Here is an 18659-nt window from a genome sequence, read left to right as displayed (position 1 = left end):
CTGGGCAAGTTGATCAGCCCTTCGTCCTAGGACCCGCCCGGGTCCCGGGTCCGGGCATGACGAAGCCCCCGGACCGAGAGGGGTCCGGGGGCTTCGGGGGAAGCGGCGGGGAGCTCAGGAAGCGCGGCCCGCCGCCGTCTTCTGGCGTACGAAGCCGACGACCGCGAGCACCAGCGTCAGCGCGCCCGTGTAGTACAGCTGCACACGGGTGCCCTCCTCGCGGGCCATCAGGACGAAGATCGCGGCCATGCCGGCCAGCGCCACCCAGGTCAGCACCGGGAAGAGCCACATCCGCACGACCAGCTTCTCGGGCGCCTCGCGCTCGGTGCGGCGGCGCAGCACCAGCTGGGAGGCGGCGATGAAGAACCAGACGACCAGGATGATCGCGCCGATGGTGTTGAGCAGCCAGATGAAGGCCTTGTCCGGCGACCAGTAGCTCAGCAGGACGCAGCCGAAGCCGACGACGCAGGAGACGAGCACGGCCGGACGGGGAACCCCGCCGTACAGCTTGCCCAGTGCCTTCGGGCCCTGGCCGCGGGCGACCAGCGAGCCGGCCATCCGGGAGGCGCCGTAGATGTTGGCGTTCATCGCCGAGAGCAGGGCGACGAGCACGACCACGTTCATGATCTGGCCGGCCGCCGGGATGCCCAGGTGGTCCAGGGCGGCGACGTACGGGCCCTTCTCGACGACCGCCTTGTCGCCCCACGGGACGAGGGTGACGATGACCGCCATGGAGCCGATGTAGAAGAGCGCGATCCGCCACATCGCCGTACGGACGGCCTTGGCGACGCCCTGCACCGGGTGCTCCGACTCGGCCGCCGCGATGGTGACCGTCTCCAGGCCGCCGTACGCGAAGACGGAGGCCAGCAGGCCCACGATGAGGCCCTCGGTGCCGTGCGGGAAGAAGCCGCCCTCGCCGGTGAGGTTCGCGGTGCCGGGGGCGTCCGTGCCGGGCAGGACGCCGAGGATCGCGAGGACGCCGATGCCGAGGAAGAGGACGATCGCGCCGACCTTGAGCGCCGCGAACCAGAACTCGAACTCGCCGAAGTTCTTCACCGCCGCCAGGTTGGTGACGCAGAAGACCAGCATGAAGAGCGCGACCCAGGCCCACTCGGGGCTGCCGGGGAACCAGCCGGTCATGATCTTCGCGGCACCGATGCCCTCCAGGCCGACGGCGACGCAGAGCAGGAACCAGAAGGCCCAGCCCGAGGTGAAGCCCGCCCAGGAGCCGAAGGCGCGCTCGGCGTGGACGGAGAAGGAGCCGGAGGCCGGGTTCGCGGCCGACATCTCGCCGAGCATCCGCATCACGAGCATCACGAGGACGCCGGAGATCGCGTAGGCGATGACGATCGACGGCCCGGCGGCGGCGATGCCGGCGCCGGAGCCCACGAAGAGCCCGGCGCCGATGACGCCGCCGAGGGCGATCATCGAGAGATGGCGCTGCTTGAGGCCGTGCGAGAGGCCCTCGGCAGGTGCGGTCGCGCCGTCCTTGCGGTCGGCCGGCGCGGGCGCGGTGGTCCGAGACATGGGCGAACCCTGTTCACTAGCTGAGACGGGGAGGGAGCCCACAGTCTGGGCGGGGGCACCGCTCAGAGGGAACCGGAGTCCGCTATACGGTCACCATCTTCACACAAGGTGAACGTTCGGCTTCGATTTGTGGAGGGGGTGCATAGCAGGTCATGCCGCACTTCGGCATGGAAACGACGCAGGTGTGAAGAGGGGCATAGTATCTTCCGGTTCTGGCGGATCGGAGTCCAGGCCGGACCGGGCGTCCTACGGTGGTCGTCATGAAGCTCGTTGTGCAGGTCCGCCTGATGCCCGATGCCGTGCAGGCACCGGCTCTTGAGCGCACCCTGCGCACGGTCAACCAGTGCGCGAACCGGATCTCGGAGCGGTCGTTCGAGTGCTACGGGCTCAGGGGCTCGGTGCGGGACCTGCGGTCGGTCTGGTACAGGGAGCTCAAGGCGCGCGGGTTGGGGGCGCAGGCGGCGCAGCATGTGATCAAGCGCGTGGTGGACACCTACGCCGCACTGCGGGCAAACGTACGGGTCGGGAATCTCGGCAAGGACGGCTCGGAGCGGCGCCGCAAGGCCGAGTCCAAGCCGATCGTGTTCCGAGCCGACGCGGCGCACACGTTCGACGACCGGTGCTTGTCGTGGAACTACGCTCAGAGGACCGTGTCCATCTGGACGATGGACGGCCGGGTCAAGAGCCTGCGGTTCGTGTGCTCGCAGGGCGCGCTCAAGCAACTGGCCGATTTCCGCAGGGGCGAGTCCGATCTGGTGCACCGCGATGGCAAGTGGTTCCTGGTCGCCACCATCGACCTACCTGAACCAGAGGTGTTCGACCCGAAGGGCTTCATCGGGGTGGACCGGGGCATCAGCAACCTCGCCACCACCTCCGACGGCGCCAACTACAGCGGCCGCCGCTTGAACCGGTACCGGCGCTGGCAGGCCCGCAAGAAGGCCGAACTGCAGGCCAAGCGCACCCGGTCATCGGTGCGGCGACTCAAGAAGCGGGCGCGCCGGGAGGCCCGGCACGCCACCCACATCAACCACCGCATTTCCAAGGACATCGTGGCCGTCGCCCAACGCACCGGGCGCGGCATCTCCGTCGAAGAACTGGCGGGCATCCGCGAACGGGTCACGGTTCGACGCGACCAGCGGGCCACACTGTCGTCCTGGCCATTCCGTCAGCTCGGCTCCTTCCTGGAGTACAAGGCGCGTCGCGCAGGCGTGCCTTTCGTCGAGGTGGACCCGGCCCACACCTCGCAGCGCTGTCCGCGCTGCGGTCACACCGAGCGCGCCAACCGGCCCATTCGGGATCACTTCCACTGTCGTCGGTGCGGGCTCGCTGGTCCGGCCGACCACGTCGCCGGGGTCAACATCGCCAAGCGCGGTGCCCTGGCGTGGGGCTTCGTCAACAGTCCCGCCCCGGATCCGGCATAGCCGGATCCGGGGGATGCGACCCGTGACCGCCCTGCCGTAGGGGGCAGTCGGGAGCGCGAATTGGTGGGGACGATCAAGTCGAAAGGCTGCGTCGTCTACGGCCAAGGAGTTGACATTGAGCAGTACGGATTCACGGACGGTTTATGGGGACCCCACAGTCTCTCCAGTGGACACCCCCTGGCGCAAAAGGGACCTCCATGCACGAGTTCCCAGTGACAAGCGTCACGTGGCGGGAGGTGTGATCGGCGGGCTTTGTTCGATCTCCACGAAGCGCTCGACCGCCGCTTTGTCGGCGGCTGACGGTGATCGAGCGCTCACTCCTGGCATACCGTCAACCTGTCCCTCCCACCCTCACCCCCGCGGAGTACCGATGAGCACCGCCGCCGCCCCCGCCCGTTCCCTCCGGGCGGGCACCGTCCTCGCCGACCTGATCCCGGCGAGCCGCGCCCGCGACATCGCCCTGGTCGTCGGCGGCGCCGCCCTCACCGGCCTCGCCGCGCAGCTCTCAGTCCCGGTCCCCGGCTCCCCGGTCCCGGTCTCCGGTCAGACCTTCGCCGCCCTGCTCGTCGGCACCGCGCTCGGCGCCCGCCGCGGCTTCCTCGCCCTCGCCCTGTACGCGGTCGCGGGCATGGCGGGCGTCCCGTGGTTCGCGCAGGCCTCCTCCGGCTACGGCATGCCGTCCTTCGGCTACATCCTCGGCATGCTCCTCGCCTCGACCGTCGTCGGCGCCCTCGCCCGCCGCGGCGCCGACCGCTCCGTGCTCCGCACCGCCGGCGCGATGGTGCTCGGCTCCGCGCTCATCTACGCGGTCGGCGTGCCCTACCTGGCCCTCGCCACCGGCATGACCCTCGGCCAGGCCGTCGCGGCCGGCCTCACCCCGTTCCTCATCGGCGACGCCCTCAAGGCCGCGCTCGCCATGGGCGCCCTGCCGGCCGCCTGGAAGCTGGTCGGCCGCAAGGGCTGAGACCGCCACGGACACACGAAGGGCCCTGCCGCTCGGAGGAGCGGCAGGGCCCTTTCGTACGCCCGAGGGGCGAGCGGACTACACGCGCTCCAGCTCCTCGGCGGGGGCGACGTTCTTGCCGAGCCGCTGGCGGACCAGCGCGATCGCCATGACGAGCGCGGCCACGAGCAGGGACAGCACGACCTGCTCACGGTTGCTGCCGCCGTCGATCACCATGTAGCCGAGGACGCCGATGATCATGGCGATGGTCGCCCACGTCAGGTACGGGAAGAGCCACATCCGCACGATCAGCTTCTCCGGCGACTCACGCAGGATGATCCCGCGCATCCGCAGCTGGGTCACGCAGATGACCAGCCAGACGAAGAGCGCGACGGCGCCGGAGGAGTTCAGCAGGAAGGCGAAGACGGTGTCGGGCCACTTGTAGTTGAAGAAGACCGCGACGAAGCCGAAGACGACCGAGCCGAGGATCGCGGCCGTCGGCACGCCCCGCTTGTTGGTCTTCGCGAAGGCCTTCGGCGCGTCACCGCGCTGCCCGAGCGAGAAGGCCATGCGGGAGGCCGTGTAGAGGCCCGAGTTCAGGCAGGACAGGACGGCCGTCAGGACGATCACGTTCATGATCTGGCCGGCGTGCGGGATGCCGATGGAGTCGAGGGCGGCGACGTACGAGCCCTTCTCGACGATCGACTTGTCGTTCCACGGCAGCAGCGTCAGGACGACGAGGATCGAGCCCAGGTAGAAGACGCCGATCCGCCAGATCACGCTGTTGGTGGCCTTGGTGACCGCCTTCTGCGGGTCCTCGGACTCACCGGCCGCGAGCGTGACGATCTCGCTGCCCATGAACGAGAAGACGACCATCAGCACACCGGTGAGGACCGCGCCCGCCCCCATCGGGAAGAAGCCCCCGCTGTCGGTGAGGTGCGCGAATCCGGCGCCCGGGTTGTCCGAGCCCGGCAGCACGCCGAAGACGGCGAGCAGACCGATGACGACGAAGGCGCCGATGGCGACGACCTTGATGCCGGCGAACCAGAACTCGAACTCGCCGTACGAGGCGACGGAGCCCAGGTTGGTCGCGGTCAGCACCACCATCACGATGAGCGCCCAGCCCCACTGCGGCACGGCCGGGACCCAGCTCTCCAGGATCTTGGCGCCCGCGGTCGCCTCGACGGCGAGGACGACGACCCAGAAGAACCAGTACAGCCAGCCGATGGTGAAACCGGCCCAGCGGCCCAGGGCCCGGTCCGCGTAGGCGGAGAAGGAGCCGGAGGACGGCCGGGCGGCGGCCATCTCGCCCAGCATCCGCATCACGAAGACGACCATGGCGCCGACGAGTGCGTACGAGAGGAGGATCGCGGGGCCGGCCGCGGCGATGCCGGAGCCGGAGCCGACGAAGAGGCCGGCGCCGATGACGCCGCCGATCGCGATCATCGACAGGTGGCGGTTCTTGAGCCCGGCCTTGAGGCCGTCGGAGGACTGCGAGCCACCGGTGGTGCCGGTCTCCTGGCCGTCCTTCGTCAGGGTCGGTTGCGTGTTCATCGACGCTTCCTCGTGTGTGGGGGGTGCTCGGGTCGCGAGCCCAAGCATTGAACCCCGTGAACAGGGATGATCGGAAGACCTCATTCCAGATCGTCGTACGGGCGACCTCGCGAGAGTCGAAGGTCCGTACCAGGTCGGGTGAAGCTCTCGACCCCGCTGCCTGCTACCCGGGCCCTGACATGCCACACTCGGCATCATGCGCGTCTATATCGGTTCCGACCACGCCGGCTTTGAACTAAAGAACCACCTCGTCGAGTGGCTCAAGGCCCACGGCCACGAGCCCGTCGACTGCGGCCCCCACATCTACGACGCCCTCGACGACTACCCGCCGTTCTGCCTGCGCGCCGCCGAGAAGACGGCCGCGGACCCGGACAGCCTGGGCATCGTCATCGGCGGCTCCGGCAACGGCGAGCAGATCGCCGCGAACAAGGTGAAGGGGGTCCGCGCCGCCCTCGCCTGGAGCGAGCAGACCGCCGCCCTCGGCCGCGAGCACAACAACGCCAACGTGATCTCCGTCGGTGGCCGGATGCACACCCAGGAAGAGGCGACCAAGTTCGTCGAGATCTTCCTGAACACCCCGTACTCGGGTGACGAGCGTCACACCCGCCGCATCGACATGCTGTCGAAGTACGAGACCACCGGCGAGCTCCCCCCGATCCCCGCGCACCACCCGCAGGAGCCGACCGCCTGATGCCCGAGGGGCACACCATCCACCGGCTGGCCGCCGACCACCGCGAGCGGTTCGGCGGCCGGCCCGTGCGCGTCTCCAGCCCCCAGGGCAAGTTCGCCGACTCGGCGGCCCTGCTCGACGGCGCGACCCTGGAGACGACGGAAGCCCACGGGAAGCACCTCTTCCTGGGCTTCCCCGGCGAGGAATGGATCCACATCCACCTGGGCCTCTTCGGCAAGGTGAACTTCGGCGACGCCCCGGCCCCGCCGCCCACGGACACGGTCCGCCTGCGCCTCGCGAACCCCGAGTCGTACGTGGACCTGCGCGGCCCCACCACCTGCGCCCTGATCACGGACGCCGAGAAGCGGGCGATACACGACCGCCTGGGCCCCGACCCGCTCCGCGCCGCCGACGACCCCGACAGGGCCTGGCGCCGGATCTCGAAGTCCCGCACGACGATCGCCGCCCTCCTCATGGACCAGAAGGTCGTCGCGGGCGTCGGCAACGTCTACCGCGCCGAGGTCCTCTTCCGGCACGGCATCGACCCGTACCGCGCGGGCAGGGACCTGACGGCGGGGGAGTGGACCGCGATCTGGGAGGACCTGGCGGAGCTGATGCGCGAGGGCGTCCGCCTGAACCGCATCGACACGGTCCGCCCCGAACACACCCCCGAGGCCATGGGCCGCCCGCCCCGCGTGGACGACCACGGCGGCGAGGTCTACGTCTACCGCCGCGCGAACATGCCGTGCCACATCTGCGGAACCGACATCCGCACGGCGGACCTGGCAGCCCGCAACCTCTTCTGGTGCCCGACCTGCCAGGCCTAGGTGTGGGCATGCGTTCCGCCCGGGGCGGAACGGGTGGGCACACCGCCCCCAGGGCGCTGCCCGACCCGTTGCCGCCCCGCCCCTAGAACCCGTGCGGCAACCAGGGGGCCACCGGGGACCCGAACGCCACGGACGCCTCCACGAGCGCCCCCTCCCGAAGCTCCCGCACACGGCCCGCGCCGGCGAGCGACACCAACGAGACCCCGCCCAGGTACGCCGCCCCCAACTCCCGCACGGACAGCGCGAGATCCGCGGGATCGGACGTCCGGACGCACACCGCGCCCTTCTGGTCCCCGGTCAACCGCCACCGCCCCTCGTTCCAAGGGCAGAACGCGTCCGAGACCTCGAACACCACGTCCACCGGCGCCTGGTACGTCCGCGCCTCCAGCGCCGCGCCCACCTCCACGAGCCGCACGTGCAGCCCGTCCCGGATCGTCGGCTCGCACCGCCGCACGTCGCTCACCAGGTGCTGCCAGCCGTCGTCCACGGGCCGGCTGCGGAACCGTACCGACGAGGTCAGGTCCACCGAGCAGAGGAACCGCCACAGCGCCGCCTCGGCCAGCGGGTCGAGGCCCATCAGCTCGTGCACGTGCACGGTCCCGCCGGAGCCCGCGTGCGACCACTCCGGCTTGATCGCGTAGTGCGCGAATCCCACGACCCCCCCGTCCCGCTCCGCGAGCACGCACTGCCGCGGCGAGGCGCCCTCCCGCTCGCCCGCCGGGTCGAGCAGCGGCAGCCGCTCCCACCCCGGCCGCCTCGCGAGCATCCCGGGCCGCGCCGGGACGAGCTTCGCGTACACCGCCTCGCACACCGCCGAGGACTCCGTCGGGTCGGCCAGGCGCAGGGAGACCCCGTCCGTGCCCTCCGGCACCGTCAGCCGCACCCGGTTCGTGTCGATCCTCGCGTGCACCGAGTACGCCCCGATGCCGTAACCGAACCGCCCGTAGATCTCCGGCTCCGACGCCGTCAGCACGGCCAGGCACTCGCCCGCCGCCCGCAGGTCGTCCAGCTGCCGCCGCATCATCGAGGTCAGGATCCCGCGCCGCCGATGAGTTCCGGCCACGCTGACCATCGTGACCCCGCCCGCCGGGACCGACGCCCCGCCCGGCACCGTCAGCCGGAACGAGAACGCCCCCGCCGTCCCCACGCACAGATCGCCGTCCCAGGCGCCCAGGAAGCGGTCGTGCTCGGTCAGGTCCTGCCAGAGCCGCCGCTCCTCCGGAGACTCCGGCACACCGCCGAACGCGAGCTCGAGCACCCCGTACCAGCGGTCCCACTCCAACGGGTCGAGAACCCGCAGTTCAGTCGTCATATGCCATCGATATCAGCGGCGCGCGCCCGGGGCGACCCGATTTCACGCACATTGTCACCTGGGGTACCCCTGCACGATGTCCGACGGGATGGATAGGGTCCAGGCCAATGGGACAGCGCGCCGGAGTGAACACGTACGCGGCCCGGACACGCAGGCGCGTGCGCCGGGCCCGCGTCGCGCTGCGCAGATCCGCCGTCGACTACTTCCGCGGCGACGGCGCGGACTGGCTCGCCTTCGCGGGACTCCTCCTGATGATCCCCGCCATCGCGTGCGGGACCCTCTTCGACCCCGTCTGGTGCGCGCCCGCCGCGCTCGTCCTGCCCATCGTGGCCGGCGGCCTGCTGCTGCGCCCCGCCAGCCTGCTCGCCCTGTACGCGGCGGCCGCGGGCGCCCTCATCGTCGAGTCCGTCGTCCTCGGCCCGTACACCCAGGGCCCCGCCAGGGTCACCCCCGGCACCGTCCTGGTCGTCGCCGCCTGCGGACTCTTCGGGCTGCTCATCGCCCAGTTCCGGGCCCGGGTCGGCGTGCCCTGGCGGCGCGGCGGCACCATGCTCTTCGACCTGCGCGAACGCATCCGCGTCCAGAGCGCCCTGCCCCGGCTCCCCAAGGGCTGGCACCGCGAGATGGCGCTGCGCCCGGCCGGCGGCCAGTCCTTCTCGGGCGACTTCGTCGTCGCCGCCCGCACCCACGGCGGACGCACCCTGGAGGTCGTCCTCACCGACGTCTCCGGCAAGGGCATGGACGCGGCCTCCCGCTCCCTGCTGCTCTCCGGCGCCTTCGGCGGACTCCTCGGCTCGCTCCCGCCGCACGGCTTCCTCCCGGCGGCCAACGGCTACCTCCTCCGCCAGAACTGGGACGAGGGCTTCGCCACCTCGATCCACCTCGTCCTCGACCTGGAGTCCGGCGACTACGAGCTGTTCTCGGCCGGCCACCTGCCCGCCCTCCAGCTCCACGCGGGCAGCGGGCGCTGGGAGGAGAAGGACGCCGAAGGCCCCCTCCTCGGCGTCTACGACGGGGCCGAGTTCCACCCGGTCAAGGGCTCCCTGCGCCCCGGCGACGTCCTCATGCTCTTCACCGACGGCCTGGTCGAGGCCGCCGACCGGGACATCGCCGAGGGCATCGACCGCCTCACCGGCGAGGCCGACCGCTGCGTCGCCGAGGGCTTCGAGGGCGTCGCCTGGCACCTGATCGAGGCCGTCGCCAAGGACGTCAACGACGACCGGGCGCTGCTGCTCCTCTCCCGCCCCGCCTGACGTGATCTTCTGCACGACGATTCGTCACCCGGCAGTCAGGGCAGGGGGGTTGGTGGCACGATGGAGACAGCGGGGGGTGTTCCGAGACAGGGGCTCCCTGGTGGGCAAGGTGGGACCGACCAAGGGTGTGATCAGTTGTGGCCATTTCACTGTCTGTGGTGTTGCTGTTGGCAATCATCCTGGTGGTGCTGATCCGCGGGGGGAACCTCAAGGGCGGCCCGGCCGTGGTCGCGGTCCTCTTCGGCTTCTTCCTCGCCTCCACCGGCATGGCGGACGACATCCAGCGCTTCCTGGACTCGATAACGCAGACGATCGCCGCCATAAAGTTCTGAGCGACCGGCGGGCCGGCTGCGGGCGGCGGCGTCCCGCTGGCGTCGGCGGCGGCCCGAAACGAAGAAAACCCCAGGTCACCTGGGGTTTTCTTCGTTCAGAGCGGGTGACGGGAATCGAACCCGCGTAGCTAGTTTGGAAGACTAGTGCTCTACCATTGAGCTACACCCGCACAGCGTCGCGCCGCAGGTCACGAGGACCGCGGCACGAGGAGCATGGTAGCCGGTCGGCGGCCTTTCGCGCACACCCCGGAAATCAGGGGGCGCCGCACAGTCCCCGTCCATGTACCCTACGTGTCGCACCGACGGGGTGTGGCGCAGCTTGGTAGCGCGTCCGCTTTGGGAGCGGAAGGCCGTGGGTTCAAATCCCGCCACCCCGACCATGACGATCACGCGCCGACCTCGCGCACCCTTGATCACGTTGTGGGCGTCATCCCGCTTGCGGTTACTATGCAAGCTGCGTGCCCGTGTGTCTTTCTGACCGGGCCGACCTGCCGGAACCGCCACACGCGGCCCCGGTGGATTCCAGGAATCAGCCACAAGGAGACCGAACCGTGAAGAGCGCCGTGGAGACCCTGAACCCGACCCGGGTTCGGCTCACTGTCGAGGTGCCCTTCGAGGAGCTCAAGGACAGCCTCGACGCGGCGTACAAGAAGATCAACCAGCAGGTCACGGTCAAGGGCTTCCGTAAGGGCAAGATCCCGGCTCGCGTGATCGACCAGCGGTTCGGTCGCGGCGCCGTGCTGGAGGAGGCCGTCAACGACGCGCTCCCGAAGTTCTACACCGAGGCCGTCAACGAGGCCGAGGTCAACCCGCTCGGCCAGCCCGAGGTCGACATCACCGAGCTGAAGGACGGCGAGCTGCTGGCCTTCACCGCCGAGGTCGACGTCCGCCCGACGATCGAGATCCCGGACTACTCCGGCATCGAGGTCACCGTCGACGCGGTCGAGGTCACCGACGAGGACGTCGAGAAGTCCGTGGAGCAGCTCCGCGAGCGCTTCGCCTCGACGAAGACCGTCGAGCGCGCCGCCGCCGAGGGCGACGTCGTCACCATCGACCTCGAGGCCAAGGTCGACGGCGAGGTCCTGCCCGACGGTGTCGCCAGCGACGTCTCGTACACCATCGGCTCCGGCGAGCTCCTCGACGGCATCGACGAGGCCGTCAAGGGCCTGGAGGCCGGCGGCGAGGCCACCTTCACCTCGCAGCTGAAGGGCGGCTCCGCCGAGGGCAAGGACGCGGAGGTCACCGTCAAGGTCACCGCCGTCGCCGCCCGTGAGCTCCCCGAGCTCGACGACGAGTTCGCGCAGATGGCGTCGGAGTTCGACACCCTCGACGAGCTCAAGGCCGACAGCCGCAAGCGCCTCGAGAACATGAAGCAGTTCGACCAGGCCACCCAGGCCCAGGAGCGCGTCCTCGACGAGCTCCTCAAGCTGGTCGAGGTCCCGATGCCCGAGAAGCTTCTCGAGGACGAGATCAACACCCGCAAGCACAACCTGGAGCACCACCAGCTCGGCCAGATGGGCCTCGACCTCGCGAAGTACCTGGAGATCCAGGGCAAGACCGAGGAGGAGTTCCTGGCCGAGACCAAGGAGCAGGCCGAGAAGGGCATCAAGACGCAGTTCATCCTCGATGAGCTCGTCAACAAGGAGAAGCTCGACGTCTCCCGCGAGGAGCTCACCGAGCACCTGTTCCGCCGTGCCGCCTCCTCCGGCATGAGCCCCGACCAGTTCGCCCAGGCCGTGGCCCAGCAGGGCCAGGTCCCGATGCTCGTCGGCGAGGTCGCCCGCGGCAAGGCCCTCGCGGTCGTCGTCGAGGCCGCCACGGTCAAGGACACCAACGGCGAGGTCGTCGACCTCTCCGACGACGAGGACGAGGTCGTCGAGGCCGCCGCCGAGGCCGTCGAGGCCGTCACCGGCGAGGCCGAGGTCTCCGAGGACAAGTAAGGGCCCCCGCCCCCGGCGGACCCTGCTCCACGGGCCCGTACGCACTGCTGTGCGTACGGGCCCGTGGACGTAACCGGACCCGCTTATGCGCCCCCAACTACCTTGCGCTCCCAGCGAACAGTTCGGGAACCGGGATGGCGTTGTCCGACCTGCGCGTTAGGGTCCATGAATACGAGGGCACTGCCCTCAGAACAAGACGCTGAGACGGCTTGGGGCCGTCGGAGACGAGCAGGTGGATACGTGACGAATCTGAAGCCTTACGCCGCGGGTGAGCCGTCCATCGGTGGCGGCCTCGGCGACCATGTCTACAACCGGCTGCTCGGCGAGCGGATCATCTTCCTCGGCCAGCAGGTCGACGACGACATCGCCAACAAGATCACCGCGCAGATGCTCCTCCTGGCCGCCGAGCCGGACAAGGACATCTTCCTGTACATCAACAGCCCCGGTGGCTCCGTGACGGCCGGCATGGCCGTCTACGACACCATGCAGTACATCCCGAACGACGTCGTCACCATCGGTATGGGCATGGCGGCCTCGATGGGCCAGTTCCTGCTCACCGGCGGCACCCCCGGCAAGCGCTTCGCGCTGCCGAACACCGACATCCTGATGCACCAGGGCTCCGCCGGCATCGGCGGCACCGCCTCCGACATCAAGATCCAGGCCGAGTACCTCCTGCGCACCAAGAAGCGCATGGCCGAGATCACCGCGCACCACTCCGGCCAGACCGTCGAGGCGATCATCCGCGACGGCGACCGCGACCGCTGGTTCACCGCGGAGGAGGCCAAGGAGTACGGCCTCATCGACGACATCATCACGCACGCCGCGGGTGTTCCGGGCGGCGGCGGCACGGGCGCCTGAGCGCCGGCAGCCCGCCGAAGAGCCCCCAGCCCCCTCTGAACGCCACCAGGACGGTGAACACCCAGATGCAGAACAACCTCTCCCCGAGCGGCCTCTACACCGGCGCGCCGATGGACAACCGCTACGTCGTGCCGCGCTTCGTCGAGCGCACCTCGCAGGGCGTCCGCGAGTACGACCCGTACGCGAAGCTGTTCGAGGAGCGCGTGATCTTCCTCGGCGTGCAGATCGACGACGCCTCCGCCAACGACGTCATGGCGCAGCTCCTGTGCCTGGAGTCGATGGACCCGGACCGCGACATCTCGATCTACATCAACAGCCCGGGCGGCTCCTTCACCGCCCTCACGGCGATCTACGACACGATGCAGTTCGTGAAGCCGGACATCCAGACGGTCTGCATGGGCCAGGCGGCCTCCGCCGCGGCCGTGCTGCTCGCCGCCGGCACCCCCGGCAAGCGGATGGCCCTGCCGAACGCCCGCGTGCTGATCCACCAGCCGTCCGGCGGCACCGGCCGTGAGCAGCTCTCCGACCTGGAGATCGCGGCCAACGAGATCCTGCGCATGCGCAGCCAGCTGGAGGAGATGCTGGCCAAGCACTCCTCGACCCCGATCGAGAAGATCCGCGACGACATCGAGCGCGACAAGATCCTGACGGCCGAGGACGCCCTGGCGTACGGCCTGATCGACCAGATCGTCTCGACCCGCAAGAGCACGGCCTCCGCCGAGCGCTGACGCCCGACCTTCCCTCGCCGTGGTTGGCGTGGCCGAATTGCGACCATGTCAACCACGCCAAGGGGGGCCCGAACGGGGGGCCCGGCAAGGTACCGTCGAATATGAGGCACCAGGAGTCGCTGAACCAAGCGCTCCCAGGCGAAGGGGAAGCACCTCGTGGCACGCATCGGTGATGGCGGCGACCTGCTCAAGTGCTCGTTCTGCGGAAAGAGCCAGAAGCAGGTGAAGAAGCTCATCGCGGGACCCGGTGTGTACATCTGCGACGAGTGCATCGACCTCTGCAACGAGATCATCGAGGAGGAACTCGCGGAGACGAGCGAGGTGCGCTGGGAGGAACTCCCCAAGCCCCGCGAGATCTACGAGTTCCTCGAGGGCTACGTCGTCGGCCAGGAGCCGGCCAAGAAGGCCCTCTCCGTCGCTGTGTACAACCACTACAAGCGCGTCCAGGCCGGCGAGAACGGCGGCGCGCAGGGCCGTGACGACGCCATCGAACTGGCGAAGTCCAACATTCTGCTGCTGGGTCCCACGGGCTCGGGCAAGACGCTGCTCGCGCAGACCCTGGCCCGCATGCTCAACGTTCCGTTCGCCATCGCCGACGCGACGGCGCTGACGGAGGCCGGCTATGTCGGCGAGGACGTCGAGAACATCCTGCTCAAGCTGATCCAGGCCGCCGACTACGACGTCAAGAAGGCCGAGACCGGGATCATCTACATCGACGAGATCGACAAGGTCGCCCGTAAGAGCGAAAACCCGTCGATCACGCGTGACGTGAGCGGTGAGGGCGTGCAGCAGGCCCTCCTGAAGATCCTGGAAGGCACGACGGCCTCGGTCCCCCCGCAGGGCGGCCGGAAGCACCCGCACCAGGAGTTCATCCAGATCGACACGACGAACGTGCTCTTCATCGTGGGCGGCGCCTTCGCCGGCCTGGAGAAGATCATCGAGTCGCGGGCGGGCGCCAAGGGCATCGGCTTCGGGGCGACCATCCGCTCCAAGCGCGAGATCGAGGCGAGCGACCAGTTCCAGGAGGTCATGCCGGAGGACCTGGTGAAGTTCGGGATGATCCCCGAGTTCATCGGCCGTCTCCCCGTCCTCACCTCCGTCCACAACCTGGACCGCGAGGCGCTCCTCCAGATCCTGGTCGAGCCGCGCAACGCGCTGGTGAAGCAGTACCAGCGCCTCTTCGAACTCGACGGCGTGGAACTGGACTTCGACCGCCCGGCCCTGGAGGCCATCGCCGACCAGGCGATCCTCCGCGGCACCGGCGCGCGCGGCCTGCGCGCCATCATGGAGGAGGTCCTCCAGTCGGTCATGTACGAGGTCCCGTCCCGCAAGGACGTGGCCCGCGTGGTCATCACGGCCGACGTCGTCCGCAACAACGTCAACCCGACGCTGGTCCCGCGGATCGTGAAGAACGACGGCAGGCACGAGAAGTCCGCCTGAGCCGTATGGACATGGAAGGGGCGCCCCGCCGAACCGGCGGGGCGCCCCTTCTGCGTACGCGGGGTTACGCCTTGCTGCGGGAGGCCTTGTAGTGCTGGGCCGCCAGCTCGGCGACCTGGTCCAGGGTGAAACCGGTCCCGCCGGTCATCATCGCCGCCGGGTCGACGGCGTTGACGACGCCCAGCGTGCTGTAGTCGGCCCAGATGCAGGTGGGAATCTGGGCGGACTTCGGGCCGGGGGTCGTCTGCGCGCCGGTGCTCTCGAACTGGATGTTCTGGCACTTCATCAGCGCGCCCTCGAAGCCGGCGGGCGTCTTGGACTCGGGGCTGCCGATGGGCGTCATCTTGACGTCCTTCGACGTGGCGGCCTGGTTCTTCTCGTAGTTCGCGAAGGCGGCGTCGAGGGCCTTCTCGGGGTCGGCGATCTCTCCCCACATCCCGTTCAGGCTCATGGACTTGGCCTTGAGGGCATCGGTGCCGGACTTGTAGGAGGCCGCGATCATCTGGGGGTTCTGGATCCCCATGGCGACGGCGTTGGCCTTCTGCTCGGCGGACATGGCGCCGGCCCTGTCGGCGCCCTCCTTCTTGAACTCGCCGATGGCGGCCGCAGGGGCGATCTTGTACCCCTTGGTGTCGTCGGCGACGGCACCGTTCCCGCCGCCACCGAGCACGAAGTACGCGGCCACGCCCAGCGCCGCCACCACCGCGATGCCGCCGATGACGAGGCCGGCCTTGGACTTCTTCGGGGCCGGTGGATGCGGCACGTAGCCGCCGGGGCCCTGCGGGGCGCCGTACTGGGGCTGCTGGCCGTAGGGGCCGGGCTGCTGGGGGTATCCCGGCTGCTGCTGCGGGTAGCCGTACGGGGCCTGCTGCGGCGGGACGCCCTGCGGGGCCTGCTGGGGGTATCCGTAACCCGGCTGCGGAGCCTGCGGCTGGCCGTACGGGCCCGGCTGCTGCGGCGGCTGGCCGTACGGGCCCGGCTGGCCGTAAGGACCGGGCTGCTGGCCGCCGTACGGGCCCGGCTGGTTGTAGCTCATCGACAGGTTCCCCTCACAGGATGTTTATGTCTGCCGGACATCCTGGCGGAACCGCCGTCCCGGACGCGCGGCGGGGGCCACACCGTTACCGAACCAAAGCGTTTCAGGACAGTGCCGGGACACCCCTAAACTGCCCCCGTGACCGAGAACACTCAGCAGCAGACAGCAGCCACCACCGAATTGCCGACCACCTACGCGCCGGCCGAGGTAGAGGGGCCGCTGTACGAGCGCTGGGTAGAGCGCGGGTACTTCGAGGCGGACGCGAAGTCCGAGAAGCCGCCGTACACCATCGTCATCCCGCCGCCGAACGTCACCGGCTCCCTCCACCTCGGCCACGCCTTCCAGCACACGCTGATGGACGCCCTGGTCCGCCGCAAGCGCATGCAGGGCTTCGAGGCCCTGTGGCTGCCCGGCATGGACCACGCCGGCATCGCCACCCAGAACAAGGTCGAGCAGCAGCTCGCCGAGGAGGGCAAGTCCCGCCACGACCTGGGCCGCGAGGAGTTCGTCGAGCGCGTCTGGCAGTGGAAGGAGGAGTACGGCGGCCGGATCCTCGGCCAGATGCGCCGGCTCGGCGACGGCGTCGACTGGAGCCGTGAGCGCTTCACCATGGACGAGGGCCTGTCCCGTGCCGTCCAGACCATCTTCAAGAAGCTCTACGACGACGAGCTGATCTACCGCGCCGAGCGCATCATCAACTGGTGCCCGCGCTGCCTCACCGCGCTCTCCGACATCGAGGTCGAGTACCAGGACGACGCCGGCGAGCTCGTCTCCATCCGGTACGGCGAGGGCGAGGACAGCCTCGTCGTCGCGACGACCCGCGCGGAGACGATGCTCGGTGACACCGCCGTCGCCGTCCACCCCGACGACGAGCGCTACAAGCACCTGGTCGGCAAGCGGATCAAGCTGCCGCTGACCGATCGTACGATCCCGGTCGTCGCCGACACGCACGTCGACCCGGAGTTCGGCACCGGCGCCGTCAAGGTGACCCCGGCGCACGACCCGAACGACTTCGAGATCGGCCGCCGCCACGACCTGCCGTCCCTCACCGTGATGGACGAGCACGGCGTCATCACCGTCCACGGCCCCTTCCTCGGCCTGGACCGCTTCGAGGCCCGCTCGGCGATCGTCGGCGCGCTCAGGGAGCAGGGCCGGATCGTCGCCGAGAAGCGCCCGTACATGCACGCGGTGGGCCACTGCTCGCGCTGCAAGACGACGGTCGAGCCGCGCCTGTCGATGCAGTGGTGGGTCAAGGTCGGTCCGCTGGCCAAGGAGGCCGGCGACGCCGTCCGCGACGGCCGGGTGAAGATCCACCCCGAGGACATGTCGAGGCGCTACTTCGACTGGGTCGACAACATGCACGACTGGTGCATCTCGCGCCAGCTGTGGTGGGGCCACCGCATCCCGATCTGGTACGGCCCCGAGGGCCAGGTCGTCTGCGTCGGACCCGACGAGGAGCCGCCGGCGGGCGAGGGCTGGACCCAGGACCCCGACGTCCTGGACACCTGGTTCTCGTCCGGCCTGTGGCCGTTCTCGACGCTCGGCTGGCCGGAGAAGACCCCGGACCTGGAGAAGTTCTACTCGACCGACGTCCTGCTCACCGGCCACGACATCATCTTCTTCTGGGTCGCCCGGATGATGATGTTCGGCCTGTACGCGATGGACGGCGAGGTCCCGTTCACGACGATCGCGCTGACCGGTCTCGTCCGCGACGAGTTCGGCAAGAAGATGTCGAAGTCCAACCCGAACGCGGTCGACCCGCTGGACTGGATGGACGCGTACGGCTCCGACGCCGTCCGCTTCACCCTGGCCAAGGGCGCCACCCCGGGCGCCGACGTGCCGATCGGCGAGGACTGGGTCCAGGCGTCCCGCAACTTCGCCAACAAGATCTGGAACGCGACCCGTTTCGCGATGATGAACGGCGCGAACATCGAGGGTCCGCTGCCGGACGCCTCCGCGATGTCGGCGACCGACCGCTGGATCCTGTCCCGGCTGAACGAGACGGTCGCTCAGGTCGACGCGTACTACGAGGACTTCCAGTTCGCCAAGCTGAGCGAGTCGCTCTACCACTTCGCGTGGGACGAGGTCTTCGCCTGGTACGTCGAGCTGTCGAAGACCACGTTCTTCGCGGGCGGCGAGGGCGCCAAGGTCTCCGGCCGGGTCCTCGGCGAGGTCCTGGACGTCATGCTGCGACTCCTGCACCCGATCGTCCCGTTCGTCACGGACACCCTGTGGACGACGCTGACCGGCGGCGAGTCCCTCGTCATCGCCGACTGGCCGAAGGACAGCGGCTTCCGCGACGAGGCCGCCGAGCGCGAGATCGAGCTCGTCCAGCGGGTCGTCACCGAGGTCCGCCGCTTCCGCAAGGAGCAGGGCCTCCAGGACGCCCAGAAGGTGCCCGCCCGCCTCACGCTGACCGGCACCCCGCTCGTCGCGCACGAGGCCGCCATCCGTCAGATCCTGCGCCTCCAGCCGGAGGGCGAGGGCTTCGCCGCCACCGCCACCCTGCCGGTCGCCGGCGCCGAGGTCGCGCTCGACCTCTCGGGCACGATCGACGTGGCCGCCGAGCGCAAGCGCCTCGCCAAGGACCTGGCCGCCGCCGAGAAGGAGAAGGCGCAGGCCGAGGGCAAGCTCGGAAACGAGGCCTTCCTCGCCAAGGCCCCGGACAACGTGGTCGACAAGATCAAGGGCCGGCTCGCCAAGGCGGACGAGGACATCGCCCGCATCCAGAACCAGCTGGCGAACCTGCCGCAGGCGTAGCCCGTACGACGAAGGGGCCCGGAACCGTCACGCACGGTTCCGGGCCCCTTCGGTTTTG

Annotated in this window: 15 protein-coding genes and 2 tRNA genes; 12 read left to right on the top strand and 5 right to left on the bottom strand. The window is 69.6% G+C overall.

The window, feature by feature from the left end; all coding sequences use genetic code 11:
* Positions 1 to 114 precede the first annotated feature (114 nt).
* Positions 115 to 1527 (bottom strand): amino acid permease, encoded by a 1413-nt coding sequence (locus SVTN_RS13030; RefSeq protein WP_041129241.1) that lies wholly within the window; start codon positions 1525 to 1527, stop codon positions 115 to 117.
* 260 nt (positions 1528 to 1787) lie between these two features.
* Between SVTN_RS13030 and SVTN_RS13025 the strand changes: the two genes are divergently transcribed.
* Together SVTN_RS13025 and SVTN_RS13020 are read left to right on the top strand one after the other, a co-directional pair.
* A complete protein-coding gene (locus tag SVTN_RS13025; RefSeq protein WP_052499090.1) occupies positions 1788 to 2948 on the top strand; it encodes an RNA-guided endonuclease InsQ/TnpB family protein in 1161 nt (386 codons plus the stop codon).
* A gap of 370 nt (positions 2949 to 3318) precedes the next feature.
* Positions 3319 to 3912: a biotin transporter BioY gene (locus SVTN_RS13020; protein WP_041129240.1), complete on the top strand. Its 594-nt coding sequence runs from the start codon at positions 3319 to 3321 to the stop codon at positions 3910 to 3912.
* A gap of 78 nt (positions 3913 to 3990) precedes the next feature.
* On the opposite strand, the gene SVTN_RS13015 is transcribed toward SVTN_RS13020, so the two are convergent.
* The gene (locus SVTN_RS13015; protein ID WP_041129239.1) at positions 3991 to 5445 is read right to left on the bottom strand and encodes an amino acid permease; all 1455 of its coding nucleotides are present in this window, start codon (positions 5443 to 5445) and stop codon (positions 3991 to 3993) included.
* Between the two features lie 196 nt (positions 5446 to 5641).
* On the opposite strand from SVTN_RS13015, the gene SVTN_RS13010 reads away from it, so the two are divergent.
* Positions 5642 to 6136, top strand: a complete 495-nt coding sequence (locus tag SVTN_RS13010) for a ribose-5-phosphate isomerase (protein ID WP_041129238.1) — start codon at positions 5642 to 5644, stop codon at positions 6134 to 6136.
* Complete coding sequence (locus SVTN_RS13005) at positions 6136 to 6942, top strand: Fpg/Nei family DNA glycosylase (protein WP_041129237.1); 807 nt, start codon at positions 6136 to 6138, stop codon at positions 6940 to 6942. Before SVTN_RS13010 ends, SVTN_RS13005 begins: the two co-directional genes overlap by 1 nt.
* Before the next feature lie 82 nt (positions 6943 to 7024).
* On the opposite strand, the gene SVTN_RS13000 is transcribed toward SVTN_RS13005, so the two are convergent.
* Positions 7025 to 8254, bottom strand: coding sequence for a GNAT family N-acetyltransferase (locus tag SVTN_RS13000; protein ID WP_041129236.1), 1230 nt, complete (start codon positions 8252 to 8254; stop codon positions 7025 to 7027).
* A 107-nt stretch (positions 8255 to 8361) separates the two neighbouring features.
* Between SVTN_RS13000 and SVTN_RS12995 the strand changes: the two genes are divergently transcribed.
* Both SVTN_RS12995 and SVTN_RS12990 read left to right on the top strand, forming a co-directional pair.
* Positions 8362 to 9507 (top strand): PP2C family protein-serine/threonine phosphatase, encoded by a 1146-nt coding sequence (locus SVTN_RS12995; RefSeq protein ID WP_041129235.1) that lies wholly within the window; start codon positions 8362 to 8364, stop codon positions 9505 to 9507.
* 137 nt (positions 9508 to 9644) lie between these two features.
* Entirely contained in the window at positions 9645 to 9839 is a 195-nt protein-coding gene (locus SVTN_RS12990) for a hypothetical protein (RefSeq protein ID WP_041129234.1), read from the top strand.
* A gap of 99 nt (positions 9840 to 9938) precedes the next feature.
* On the opposite strand, the gene SVTN_RS12985 is transcribed toward SVTN_RS12990, so the two are convergent.
* A tRNA-Gly gene (locus SVTN_RS12985) sits at positions 9939 to 10009 on the bottom strand.
* Positions 10010 to 10142: 133 nt separating this feature from the next.
* On the opposite strand from SVTN_RS12985, the gene SVTN_RS12980 reads away from it, so the two are divergent.
* From SVTN_RS12980 to clpX, 5 genes are all read left to right on the top strand, one after another.
* Positions 10143 to 10219: transfer RNA gene (locus SVTN_RS12980), tRNA-Pro, on the top strand.
* A 171-nt stretch (positions 10220 to 10390) separates the two neighbouring features.
* The gene (gene tig / locus SVTN_RS12975; protein WP_041129233.1) at positions 10391 to 11779 is read left to right on the top strand and encodes a trigger factor; all 1389 of its coding nucleotides are present in this window, start codon (positions 10391 to 10393) and stop codon (positions 11777 to 11779) included.
* 240 nt (positions 11780 to 12019) lie between these two features.
* A complete protein-coding gene (locus SVTN_RS12970; protein WP_041129232.1) occupies positions 12020 to 12637 on the top strand; it encodes an ATP-dependent Clp protease proteolytic subunit in 618 nt (205 codons plus the stop codon).
* Positions 12638 to 12702: 65 nt separating this feature from the next.
* Positions 12703 to 13365, top strand: a complete 663-nt coding sequence (locus SVTN_RS12965) for an ATP-dependent Clp protease proteolytic subunit (protein WP_030684990.1) — start codon at positions 12703 to 12705, stop codon at positions 13363 to 13365.
* Positions 13366 to 13521: 156 nt separating this feature from the next.
* Positions 13522 to 14805, top strand: coding sequence for an ATP-dependent Clp protease ATP-binding subunit ClpX (clpX, locus tag SVTN_RS12960; protein WP_015033605.1), 1284 nt, complete (start codon positions 13522 to 13524; stop codon positions 14803 to 14805).
* 64 nt (positions 14806 to 14869) lie between these two features.
* Here clpX and SVTN_RS12955 read toward each other — a convergent pair whose 3' ends face one another.
* A complete protein-coding gene (locus SVTN_RS12955) occupies positions 14870 to 15841 on the bottom strand; it encodes a membrane protein (RefSeq protein WP_041129231.1) in 972 nt (323 codons plus the stop codon).
* Positions 15842 to 15979: 138 nt separating this feature from the next.
* On the opposite strand from SVTN_RS12955, the gene SVTN_RS12950 reads away from it, so the two are divergent.
* Positions 15980 to 18601: a valine--tRNA ligase gene (locus SVTN_RS12950; RefSeq protein WP_041129230.1), complete on the top strand. Its 2622-nt coding sequence runs from the start codon at positions 15980 to 15982 to the stop codon at positions 18599 to 18601.
* Positions 18602 to 18659 lie beyond the last annotated feature (58 nt).

It is taken from the genome of Streptomyces vietnamensis, from assembly GCF_000830005.1.
Taxonomy (GTDB): domain Bacteria; phylum Actinomycetota; class Actinomycetes; order Streptomycetales; family Streptomycetaceae; genus Streptomyces; species Streptomyces vietnamensis.
This window is presented reverse-complemented; position numbering and strand designations above follow the sequence as displayed.

Excerpts from the sequence above, each read along its gene's own strand:
- SVTN_RS13030 (WP_041129241.1), bottom strand. The coding sequence starts at position 1,527 with ATGTCTCGGACCACCGCGCCCGCGCCGGCCGACCGCAAGGACGGCGCG.
- SVTN_RS13025 (WP_052499090.1), top strand. The coding sequence starts at position 1,788 with ATGAAGCTCGTTGTGCAGGTCCGCCTGATGCCCGATGCCGTGCAGGCA.
- SVTN_RS13020 (WP_041129240.1), top strand. The coding sequence starts at position 3,319 with ATGAGCACCGCCGCCGCCCCCGCCCGTTCCCTCCGGGCGGGCACCGTC.
- SVTN_RS13015 (WP_041129239.1), bottom strand. The coding sequence starts at position 5,445 with ATGAACACGCAACCGACCCTGACGAAGGACGGCCAGGAGACCGGCACC.
- SVTN_RS13010 (WP_041129238.1), top strand. The coding sequence starts at position 5,642 with ATGCGCGTCTATATCGGTTCCGACCACGCCGGCTTTGAACTAAAGAAC.
- SVTN_RS13005 (WP_041129237.1), top strand. The coding sequence starts at position 6,136 with ATGCCCGAGGGGCACACCATCCACCGGCTGGCCGCCGACCACCGCGAG.
- SVTN_RS13000 (WP_041129236.1), bottom strand. The coding sequence starts at position 8,254 with ATGACGACTGAACTGCGGGTTCTCGACCCGTTGGAGTGGGACCGCTGG.
- SVTN_RS12995 (WP_041129235.1), top strand. The coding sequence starts at position 8,362 with ATGGGACAGCGCGCCGGAGTGAACACGTACGCGGCCCGGACACGCAGG.
- SVTN_RS12965 (WP_030684990.1), top strand. The coding sequence starts at position 12,703 with ATGCAGAACAACCTCTCCCCGAGCGGCCTCTACACCGGCGCGCCGATG.
- SVTN_RS12955 (WP_041129231.1), bottom strand. The coding sequence starts at position 15,841 with ATGAGCTACAACCAGCCGGGCCCGTACGGCGGCCAGCAGCCCGGTCCT.